Below are 10,220 nucleotides of genomic sequence, written 5' to 3'. Positions count from 1 at the left end.
CCATGCTCGGCGCACAATAATAAGCCGCTGGGGTTCAATCCAGCGGCTTTTTTGTATGTTCTGGGAATCATTATTTGCCCCATTGTGTGTTTCGATCCCACTAAGCGCTATCGACTAACATAACTTTTTCCAAAATAAAACTAATACAAAAAGTCAATTACTATATACCAGACTGGCTCAACTCATTAGTTGAAATTCACTAAACTTAGCAAAATTAGGTGTGTTTGAACTACCACTAAAGGTAAAAAGCATAAGTCCTTTTGCTTGGCCGTTTAATGTCTTCGCAGATCCAATGACTTGCCAAGAGCGTTTTTGATTACATCCCAAGAATGCAGTGATAGTACCATCATTTTTTTCTATCTTAACTGACGCTGTCTTGCCTTCAAATGTGCGAAGTTGTTTGATCTCTGGTTGACCATTTTGCTCGACAACAAAGACCAGTGAGCGCTCGCCCATAAACATCTCTTTACTAATTTTAATGTAGTTATCGTTGTCCCAGTATATCCCCAGCCCTGCTTGCTCAAATGGCAGGTCTGGACTTAGGCTAATGGTGACTTCAGCGCTGTAATTGGGCTTAGAAATAGGGTGGATAAATAGATTATCGACATCGCCTGAGCCAGCCCCAAAAATGTTGCCCTGTTGGACTTGCATAGACAGCACACCGTTGTCCAAAGACCAGTGGTTCGGATTCTCATTTTGAATGTGCCAGTCATTTAGGTTATTCATTGTAGGTTCCTTATTATTAGATCATGCGCTGACGAAGCTGGTAAAAGATATCTTCGAGGTTGCCAAGGTTCTGCTGTTTAATGCGTTTAAGCTGTTGTTGTACCGTGTCATACATTAGCTGATTGTCCATATCATTCAATGTTGCGTAGTAGCTTGTTCGCCGGCCTAAAATAAAGTTGTTTTGGTCGTTTTCACTCATCATCATAAATTGATCAATGGTACGCAAGAAAGCCTCTTTATCATGTGGAAGCTGACCATTGAGCTCCATTAATAAATTGATGCCATGATAGTTACCGTAGTTCCCAGTGATACTGTCTAATTTGCTGATCAGTTGGTATTGCTCTTCAAGCATTTCGCGTTCAGTCAGTGGTGTGAACTGGCCGCTTTGCACCATATCATCCAACTCTGTACCGGGCTTCACAGCTAAAGATAAGATACGGATTTCCTCTGGGTTGATCTGATTGAGAAGCAGCGCCGTTTCGTTAACATGTTGCTCTGATAGCTCTTTACCACCAAGACCGAGAATGATGAACGTCATCATTTTCATTCCAGCCTGCTTGGCATATTGCGCTGATTTTAATATTGATTTTGGTGTAATACCTTTTTTCATCAATTTTAGAACATCCAGCGAACCTGACTCCATACCGCAATAGAGCATATTTAGCCCCGCCTCACAGATCGCTTTCATTTCAGCTGGCGATTTTTTGGTCATGGTCTGTGCTCGGCCGTATGAGCTTATCTGTTTTAGCTCTGGGAACGCTTCTTTTAGGGTGCGAAGAACGTCGAGTAAATCTTCTGTTTCCATAGCGAAAGAGTCGCCATCTTGTAAGAAACAGCTGTCAAATTTACGATTCTTATAGAACGCCTTTGCAGCCCAGATATCACGTTTGATCTCTTCGACAGGACGAATAGAGAACTCCATTCCTTCAAATAGGGTACAGAACTTACATTTATTCCACGGGCACCCTTGTGTGGTTCTGATAAGCAAACTGTCTGCTTCTGATGGTGGGCGTATTGGGCCCTGTTGAAAATGTATCTGTGACATGGCTATTTATCCAATGAATTGAAATTGATTTGGCCATCCTACGGCAAATTTTACACGGTAAAAACGCGGTATTATTTGAATTATTATCAAAAACAAATAGATAAACACCGTGCACATCACCACACAACGCGATCTAATTCCCTCTTTATGGTCAGACTTAAAAATCAATTCTCAAGCTAAATTTGATAATAAATCAATTTCTAGACTGTTTTTACTTTGCAATAATCACCGTAATATACACCCAAACCAACAACGCAGCACACCATCAGCTGCTTCAACTCCATACAAAGGAACACACTATGACTAAGCTAACTATCGTTGCAAACATCGTGGCCAATGAAGACAAAATCGAACTGGTAAAAGCAGAGCTGTTGAAATTAATCGACGTCACTCGTGCCGAAGACGGTTGCATCAACTATGACCTCCACCAAGACAACGAAAAACCAGCACACTTCACTTTCTACGAAAACTGGGTATCACGTGAACTTTGGCAAGCACATATGGGTAATCAACACCTTGCCGATTATATGGCAGCAGCTGAAGGCTGTGTGGCTAGCTTCGTTGTAAACGAAATGACCCAAATCGCTTAAGCCAACTTTGTATACCCCCTTATTTGAGTCAATGGCTTTAAAAGTTTTTTGCTCAAATACACTTGTTTTCATCTACGTATTTTCTTGGTTTACATATCATGATCACAGACCTTTGGTTTTATGTTGCAGCGATACCTGCCGTTTTTTTCTATGGCATGGGCAAGGGAGGGGTCGGCGGTATTTTGGGGATGCTATCGGTACCTTTGATGGCGATGAGCGTATCGCCAGTTCAAGCCGCTGCGATTTTATTACCATTATTGTGTGGTATGGATTTAATGGCGCTGTTTTACCACCGCAAGAACTGCAATTACGTCGAGCTAAAAAGTATGATGCCCTTCGCTATTTTGGGGGTGATGAGTGCTGCTTATTTTATGGGTAGTCTGTCAACATCTGTAGTTGAACTTATCATTGGGGGGCTGGCTTTGGTCTTTTTAACACAAAAGTTTCTGCTAAAGCAGGTTCAATTTAGCCACCCGATAAAGGGCTATGCCTTAAGTATGTTGTCTGGGTTTTCCAGTACAATTGCCCATGCCGGTGGTCCGCCTGCAAGCATGCATCTACTGCCAAAAAATCTGCCGAAAGAACAATTAATCGGCACCAGCGTAGTATTTTTCACGGTGCTTAATTTTATTAAGTTGATCCCATACAGCTATATGGGGCTGCTCGATATGCAAAACTTGATGACCTCGTTAGTTTTGGTGCCGATTGCGTTTTTAGGGGTTAGAGCCGGTGTGTGGATGGTGAATATCATCTCTCAAGAGTTGATTTACAAGATAAGTTATAGCGTTCTGTTTCTTACGGGAACAAAGATGCTCTATTCCGGCCTCACGGCACTTTAAATGCGATTTTAAAACCTCTTTTTCTTTTATCATAAGGTCACGTTATGTCTAACATTATCAATCTCGGGATTACCGATTTATCTTTTCATCGCGTTACTGCATCGATAGTTAGCCATGTCTTAACTGATATGGGTTTTCAGGTGGAACGTGTCTACGCACCACATCAAGAAAATTTCCAAAATCTAAAAGTGGGCCGTATCGACATGCTCTCTTCTGCCTGGTTACCTTCAAGCCACGGTATCTATAAATCCGATGTTGAAACGGTAGAGCCTTTGTTAGAGTTAGGTTTGCACTATAAACCGTACGCTCTATGGGGGGTGCCCGATTATGTACCTGAGGAGGTTGTTTCACAAATCAGTGACCTATTAAAACCAGAAGTCGTTAAGCGCACCAACAAACACATTCAAGGTATTAACCCAGGTGCTGGCATTACCCGATTCTCTATTGAAATGATGGACCAATATGGATTAAGCGATGTGGGTTATCATTTTCACTCTGGTTCAGAAGAGGATTGCTTTGGTGCCTACGAACGTGCGGTTGAAAATAATGAGTGGGTTATTGTGCCATTGTGGAAACCACAGTTCTTGCACCACCTATTTACTATCCGTGAATTAAAAGAGCCCAAAGGATTATTGGGTAGCGTTGATCGCGCCATATTATTACTTCGACAAGAAAGATCAATCGTATTTACCCCAGCACAGTTGGCACAGCTAGATCAATTGCGCTTTTCAAATGAAATCATCGCAGAATTGGATTACAAGGTTTGCCGTGCGGGATTAGCGGTTGATGATGTGACTCGTGAGTGGTTGGACAACCATCAGTAGTTAAGACCATCACCGCTTTACTGAGGGCTGGCAATTTCCACGCCCTCACAACCTCAACAGTTAACCCAATAGAATCCCTTTGTCCTTCATTTGGATTAGAATCTGTTCGGTCTTTTCTCTAAGCATATCCCTTAATAGGCGGACGGTTGGGGTAATAGATTGTCGGCTTGGGCATATTAACCAAAGCTCAGTGGAAGTCGGTTTATAGTCTGCCATTACATTGACCACTTTCCCTGTTAGCAAGTCATCGGCCATATCGAGGCAAGACTTGATTGCTACCCCTTTCCCCGCCACACACCAGCGCCGAACAAGATCGCCATCATTAGATGCTCTGTTACCTTTCAGTTTTACCTTAATGTCCTCTTTTCCATCATTAAACAACCACTCATTTTGCAAAATATCATGTAACTGGTAAAACAGGGCATTATGTTCAAGCAGATCATCTGGCTCGGATGGAGTACCGTATTTTGCTAAATACTCCGGGCTGGCGCACAACAGCCTTGGCACATCACAAATTTTAAAACCGTACATACTCGCATCGGTTGGTGAGCCATAGCGCAGCGCCATATCAACAGAATCTCGATAAAAATCGATGTTGCTGTCACTGATACCGGAGCGAAGTGAAACGTCTGGGTAGTCCAACAAAAATTCATCAAGCCAAGGTGTGACCACATTTCGGCCCAAATCAGACGAAAGGGCGATGCGGATCTCTCCATCAATAATCCCTAGCTCTTCACGCATGTTCATTTTGGCTTTTTCAAGCATCTTCAACGCCTCTTCACACTGAGGCAAATAACGCTCGCCGGCAGAAGATAAGCGTAAATGACGAGTCGTTCGTACAAATAATTCAACCCCTAATGATGCCTCAACACGTTTCACCGCCGCACTTGCCGTTGCCGTGCGCATATCCAGATTTGTCGCAGCAGCAGTGATGCTGCGAAACTCTGCGACTTTTAAAATGACCTGAAAATCCTCTAAGAGCATAACCGTTACCTTTTAATCAGTGTGTTAACAAAATCTGAAAATGACTATCCCTTTATATCGCACCACATGAAATATTAAAAGATTATTATCAAATTTTAATTGGTAATTATTCAATTGACGGGCTGTTTTTCATTGGTAATGTTCGCACTATTATACCTCCATACCAACAACGCAGTGCGCTAAGCACGGCACTAACTCAGAACGAAGGAAACTCCTATGACTACATTAACGATTGTTGCAAACATCAAAGCCAATGACGACAAAATTGAACTTGTGAAAGCTGAGCTACTAAAACTTATCGAGATAACTCGTGCTGAAGAAGGTTGCATCAACTATGACCTTCATCAAGACAACGACAACCCAGCGCATTTTACTTTTTATGAAAACTGGGTATCACGTGAACTTTGGCAAGCTCATATGGGCAACCAGCACCTTGCTGACTACATGACAGCAACCGAAGGCTCTGTCGCAAGTTTCACTGTCAACGAAATGACCAAGATCGCTTAGTTAAAAATTAACGTATTTAAACATTCAATTATCAAAATAGATTTGAAAGTATTTACAATATAAGTCAGTAATTGAGTGTAGTACCTGTACTACATTTAGTGAGTAACTCAATATGACATGACGAGTTGCCCTATCACTAAAACATTAAAGACATCAAAATTACCGACGATTTCGGTATCAAATTTAAAAGGAACATCCCATGACTACATTAACGATTGTTGCAAACATCAAAGCTAATGACGACAAAATTGAACTGGTGAAAGCCGAGCTACTAAAGCTTATCGACATTACTCGCGCTGAAGAAGGTTGCATCAACTATGACCTTCATCAAGACAACGAAAACCCAGCGCATTTTACTTTTTATGAAAACTGGGTATCACGTGAACTTTGGCAGGCTCATATGGGCAACCAGCACCTTGCGGACTACATGACAGCAACGGAAGGCTCTGTCGCAAGCTTCACAGTCAACGAAATGACTAAGATCGCGTAACGACAACATAAAACAAGCTTGTTATAGCACTATGCCCTGACTAAAACGGTTAGGGCATCAAAGAACACCAATGAGGCTCGACATGAAAAATATCAAAATCTTACTAACACTTGCGACTGCGATGATAGTTAACACAGCGCAAGCGGCTGATATCGAAGTGGTTGCCAAGCTTGATGGCACACGACCAGGGAACATTACAGTAACGAAGCAGGGGCGTACTTTCCTTTCTATGCAACCCCTTGATGCACCTGAACTTCGTGTTGTTGAATTGATGAAGGATGGCTCAACCAAAGCATTTCCAACCCAAGACTGGGCAGATGGTCCAGATAAAGGTGAGGTTGGTTTGGCTTCAGTAATCGGTATTGATAGTACCGATGATGGTGTTGTGTGGGTGTTAGATATGGGCAGTGAAACTTCGCCTTCGCAAATTGTTGCATGGGATACCGTCAACGATAAGCTATTTAAACGCATTGAAATTGGAAAAGACGTACAGGTCGGTAACTCTTTTTTACAGGATTTTGCATTAGATACACTGCGTAACCAGATGTACATTGCCGATACGAGTTTAGGTAATCTGTATGGCGAAGCTGCGCCTGCCTTTGTTGTTGTAGATTTAAATACAGGTAAATCTCGCCGCGTTTTGCAATCAAATAAAGCACTGCTTTCACCTGAGCATGAGGTTGTGATTGATAGTTCTCGTATGGCGACAAAGCGTGAAGATGGTAGCGTTGATGCGCTTTATCTTGGTGTGAATCCAATCACTATTGATGCAAATAATGAATGGCTATATTTTGGTACAGTCAATGGTAGTGCTATCTACCGTATTCCTGCCGCTGCTCTTGCTAACACAGCGCTTAGTGAAGATGCATTGGCCGAGCAGATTGAATTTTTCAGTGAAAAACGTCCAAGTGATGGCATGATTATCGCAGATAACGGTGATATCTATGTCGGTGATATTGAGAAAAATGCTGTTGGTGTGGTGAATAAAGACGGCTACAAAATCTTTGCACAAGATGACAAGTTATTGTCATGGGCAGATGGTTTCTCTATCCAGGGTGATTACTTGTACGTCACTCAAAACTCTCTTCACTTCCACCCTGCTTTTAACGAAGGTGAAGAAGGTTCTAGAAAGCCATATCATGTCTTGCGAATCAAATTAGATTAAGGCGACAGTAGATAGATACGTAAATATCAAGCGTATGTATTTCATCAATGCATACGCTTTTTTATTAAGTGTAAATCGGCATCTATCAATTTATTTTTGATAATTATTCAAAAATTAGGCTGTTTTTGATTACTCTAGAGCCTTGTATTATCAATCTATCAGCAACGATAAGAGCGAAAGAACAATGAATAAAAAAATCACAATGGGTGTAACAGATTTATCATTCCATCGCACGACAGCTTCATTGGTTAGCAATGTATTGAAGACCATGGGCTTCGAAGTTGAGCGAATCTTTTCCCCTCATCAGGAAAATTTTGAAAAACTGAAAGCTGGTGAAATCGATATGCTCTCTTCTGCTTGGTTACCATCGAGCCATGGTATCTATAAGTCGGACGTTGAAAAAGTTGAGCCATTAATCGAGCTTGGACTTCATTACGAACCTTACGCACTGTGGGGTGTGCCGGATTACGTACCTGAAGAGATGGTCGCTGAAGTGGCGGATTTATTGAAGCCTGAAGTCGTCGAGCAAATGAGACCTAAAATTCAAGGTATTAATCCAGGAGCTGGAATCACTCGCTTCTCTATCCAGATGATGGAAGAGTACGGTTTAAGTAAAGCAGGCTATGAGTTTTTTACAGGCAGTGAAGACGACTGTTTTAGTGCTTTTGAAGATGCCGTCGCAAATAAAGAGTGGGTCATTGTGCCGCTATGGAAACCGCAATTTCTTCACTATCGTTATGATATTCGCGAGCTTATAGAGCCGAAAGGGCTGCTTGGAATTGTAGACCGAGCTGTACTGTTACTGAGAGATGATAAGAAAAATCTATTTACTGATGAACAGCTTAAAACCTTAGATTCATTACGTTTCTCCAACGATATTATTGCCGAGCTTGATTATAAAGTGTGCCGAGAGGGTAAACCGCAAGATGAAGTGACGTATGAATGGTTAGCTGCACAAGGTGTTATCTAACTAGGTTAACAGGTAAGTATCTCAACACTACCCGGTCGAGCAGTGTGATTATCAAAAATATATTGAATGTAATTAAAAGATTAGGCGGTTTATCTAGGGTAAAAAATCTCTATGATGAAGGTGTCCAATCAAAGGAGAAACAACATGCCAGCACCAACAACAATGAAAGCAATTGGTTTTACTCAATCACTAGCAATTACAGAGCAAGACAGCTTATTCGAGTTTGAAACAAGCCTGCCAGAGCTAAAAGACAATGACCTGCTGGTAAAAGTGAGTGCGACCTCGATTAACCCAGCAGATGCAAAAATACGTATCCGCAACGCACAAGATAAAACCCTAGAGCAGCCAAAAGTATTGGGCTATGACGCGGTGGGTGAAGTGGTTGCTAAAGGTGGCAATGTTTCAGGCTTCGAAATTGGTGACCGTGTTTATTACGCAGGTGATGTGACACGTATGGGTGCGAATGCTGAGTACCAAGCGGTCGATTACCGAATTACAGCTCACGCCCCAAAAAGCCTTTCTGACGAATCAGCAGCCGTTATGCCTCTCGCTACATTGACAGGTTGGGAAGCCTTGTTTGATCGCCTACGCGTTCGTCCAGAAGAGAAGAAATCTATTCTGATCATTGGTGGCGCAGGTGGTGTTGGTTCGATTACGGTTCAACTGGCGAAACAGCTTACTAACCTAACAGTGATTGCGACTGCTTCAAGACCAGAGACCGAGCAGTGGGTAAGAGATATGGGCGCTGACCATGTTGTGAATCACCGCAATCTGGTGGAGTCGGTACGTGAGCAAGGCATTCAGCATGTGGACTACATCTTCAACGTTGCAGATACCAAAGGCCATTGGGATGCAATGGTCGAGTTGATTGCTCCGCAAGGCATGATCAGTTCAATTGTAGAATTTGATGGTGGTGTTGATCTATCAAAACTACAAGGCAAATCAGCTGGATTCATCTGGGAACTGATGTTCACTCGCTCACTGTTTAACACTGACGATCTTCAGAAGCAGCAAGATATCCTATTCCAAGCTGCGAACTTGATTGATGCTGGCCGCATTAAGTCTACACTCACCACCACATTGAATGGTTTTAGTGTTGAGACGTTAAAAGACGCACACCAACGCATTGAAAGCAGCGCATCAATTGGCAAAACTGCGATTAAATACTAATTCAGACTTATAAAAACGGGATTTTTGATGAAACTGTATATCTACGAGCATTGTCCATTTTGTGCCCGTGTTGCTTATGTTGCTAATGCACTGAAGCTTAACGTTGAATACCAAGTTGTAGATTATGCTGATGCGCAAACTCTGATTGATTTAATCGGTCAAAAAATGGTGCCAGTTTTGGAGAAAGCGGATGGCAGAAAGCATGGATATCATTACTTACTTCATCGATCAAGCTGGTATTGATGCGGTAGCCGCACCATCAGAAGAGACGTTGGTATTTCAGCGTGAGGCATTCCCTTTGATTCAAAGAATTGGCTACCCTCGCTGGACGAAACTGAATCTAAAAGAGTTCGCGACTGAAGCAAGTGTTACTGCATGGCAAGCGAAGAAAGAGACAGAAGAGCTGAACTTTGTTCGCCTGTTAGAAAGCACAGAGCAGATTGTTGCAGATGTAAACGCACAGTTGCTTAACGCTGAAGCGTTGATCCAACCGAATGCGGGTAAATCACCACTGCCTCTGGTTGATCAGGCTATCTACTTCTCGCTACTGCGCGGCTTCTTTGTTGAGCCCACCGTTACTTGGCCGCAAGAGCTCAAGTTATGGCTGGAAACAAACAGTAATGAGCTAAGGTGCTAGTATACTAACTTTCTAGACTGGTTGGACGAAAGCGTATTAATTAGGCCCGAGTTATCAAGATGGTAGCTCGTTTTTTTTATTAATATAACCAGTCAAACTTAAAAATAGTAAAACCTGTGATTCCTTTTTACTCATTACTATTCCTCTTCCCCTAGAAGTAACCTCAAGGCAGGTTGGAAATCTTTACGACGTGATTTTCCATACCTGTAGTTATTCATTTATTTCTAATTTAGCAAAATCGCTGACTCATTTATGTCCGTGCGACCTGAGGTC

At 42.2% G+C, this 10,220-nt stretch carries 11 protein-coding genes and 1 pseudogene; 9 read left to right on the top strand and 3 right to left on the bottom strand.

Annotation, left to right across the window (positions count from 1 at the left end; genetic code table 11):
• Positions 1-177 precede the first annotated feature (177 nt).
• Positions 178-726, bottom strand: a complete 549-nt coding sequence (locus tag AB4371_RS21020; RefSeq protein ID WP_102322253.1) for a DUF1349 domain-containing protein — start codon at positions 724-726, stop codon at positions 178-180.
• Positions 727-742: 16 nt separating this feature from the next.
• Positions 743-1,771, bottom strand: coding sequence for a radical SAM protein (locus AB4371_RS21015; RefSeq protein ID WP_102322252.1), 1,029 nt, complete (start codon positions 1,769-1,771; stop codon positions 743-745).
• A 299-nt stretch (positions 1,772-2,070) separates the two neighbouring features.
• On the opposite strand from AB4371_RS21015, the gene AB4371_RS21010 reads away from it, so the two are divergent.
• The 3 genes from AB4371_RS21010 (at position 2,071) to AB4371_RS21000 (ending at position 4,024) form a co-directional block, all read left to right on the top strand.
• Positions 2,071-2,361 carry a putative quinol monooxygenase gene (locus tag AB4371_RS21010; protein ID WP_102322251.1) on the top strand — a complete coding sequence of 97 codons (291 nt, stop codon included), beginning with the start codon at positions 2,071-2,073 and terminating at the stop codon, positions 2,359-2,361.
• A gap of 98 nt (positions 2,362-2,459) precedes the next feature.
• On the top strand, positions 2,460-3,200 hold the full coding sequence (locus AB4371_RS21005) for a sulfite exporter TauE/SafE family protein (RefSeq protein ID WP_055026565.1): 741 nt from the start codon (positions 2,460-2,462) through the stop codon (positions 3,198-3,200).
• Positions 3,201-3,244: 44 nt separating this feature from the next.
• Positions 3,245-4,024 (top strand): glycine betaine ABC transporter substrate-binding protein, encoded by a 780-nt coding sequence (locus AB4371_RS21000; protein WP_102322250.1) that lies wholly within the window; start codon positions 3,245-3,247, stop codon positions 4,022-4,024.
• A 60-nt stretch (positions 4,025-4,084) separates the two neighbouring features.
• On the opposite strand, the gene AB4371_RS20995 is transcribed toward AB4371_RS21000, so the two are convergent.
• Positions 4,085-5,008, bottom strand: coding sequence for a LysR family transcriptional regulator (locus AB4371_RS20995; RefSeq protein ID WP_102380584.1), 924 nt, complete (start codon positions 5,006-5,008; stop codon positions 4,085-4,087).
• Positions 5,009-5,224: 216 nt separating this feature from the next.
• On the opposite strand from AB4371_RS20995, the gene AB4371_RS20990 reads away from it, so the two are divergent.
• From AB4371_RS20990 to grxB, 6 genes and pseudogenes are all read left to right on the top strand, one after another.
• Positions 5,225-5,515, top strand: a complete 291-nt coding sequence (locus AB4371_RS20990) for a putative quinol monooxygenase (protein WP_102322248.1) — start codon at positions 5,225-5,227, stop codon at positions 5,513-5,515.
• Positions 5,516-5,714: 199 nt separating this feature from the next.
• The gene (locus tag AB4371_RS20985; RefSeq protein WP_055026561.1) at positions 5,715-6,005 is read left to right on the top strand and encodes a putative quinol monooxygenase; all 291 of its coding nucleotides are present in this window, start codon (positions 5,715-5,717) and stop codon (positions 6,003-6,005) included.
• Between the two features lie 82 nt (positions 6,006-6,087).
• Positions 6,088-7,170, top strand: coding sequence for an L-dopachrome tautomerase-related protein (locus AB4371_RS20980; protein WP_102322247.1), 1,083 nt, complete (start codon positions 6,088-6,090; stop codon positions 7,168-7,170).
• 202 nt (positions 7,171-7,372) lie between these two features.
• Entirely contained in the window at positions 7,373-8,140 is a 768-nt protein-coding gene (locus tag AB4371_RS20975; RefSeq protein ID WP_102281786.1) for a glycine betaine ABC transporter substrate-binding protein, read from the top strand.
• A 144-nt stretch (positions 8,141-8,284) separates the two neighbouring features.
• Entirely contained in the window at positions 8,285-9,310 is a 1,026-nt protein-coding gene (locus tag AB4371_RS20970; RefSeq protein ID WP_102322246.1) for a zinc-binding alcohol dehydrogenase family protein, read from the top strand.
• 27 nt (positions 9,311-9,337) lie between these two features.
• Positions 9,338-9,947 (top strand): annotated as a pseudogene (grxB, locus tag AB4371_RS20965) (glutaredoxin 2).
• Positions 9,948-10,220 lie beyond the last annotated feature (273 nt).

The sequence above is a fragment of the Vibrio sp. 10N.261.51.A3 genome, from assembly GCF_041471965.1.
In the GTDB taxonomy this organism is placed as follows: domain Bacteria; phylum Pseudomonadota; class Gammaproteobacteria; order Enterobacterales; family Vibrionaceae; genus Vibrio; species Vibrio crassostreae_C.
This window is presented reverse-complemented; position numbering and strand designations above follow the sequence as displayed.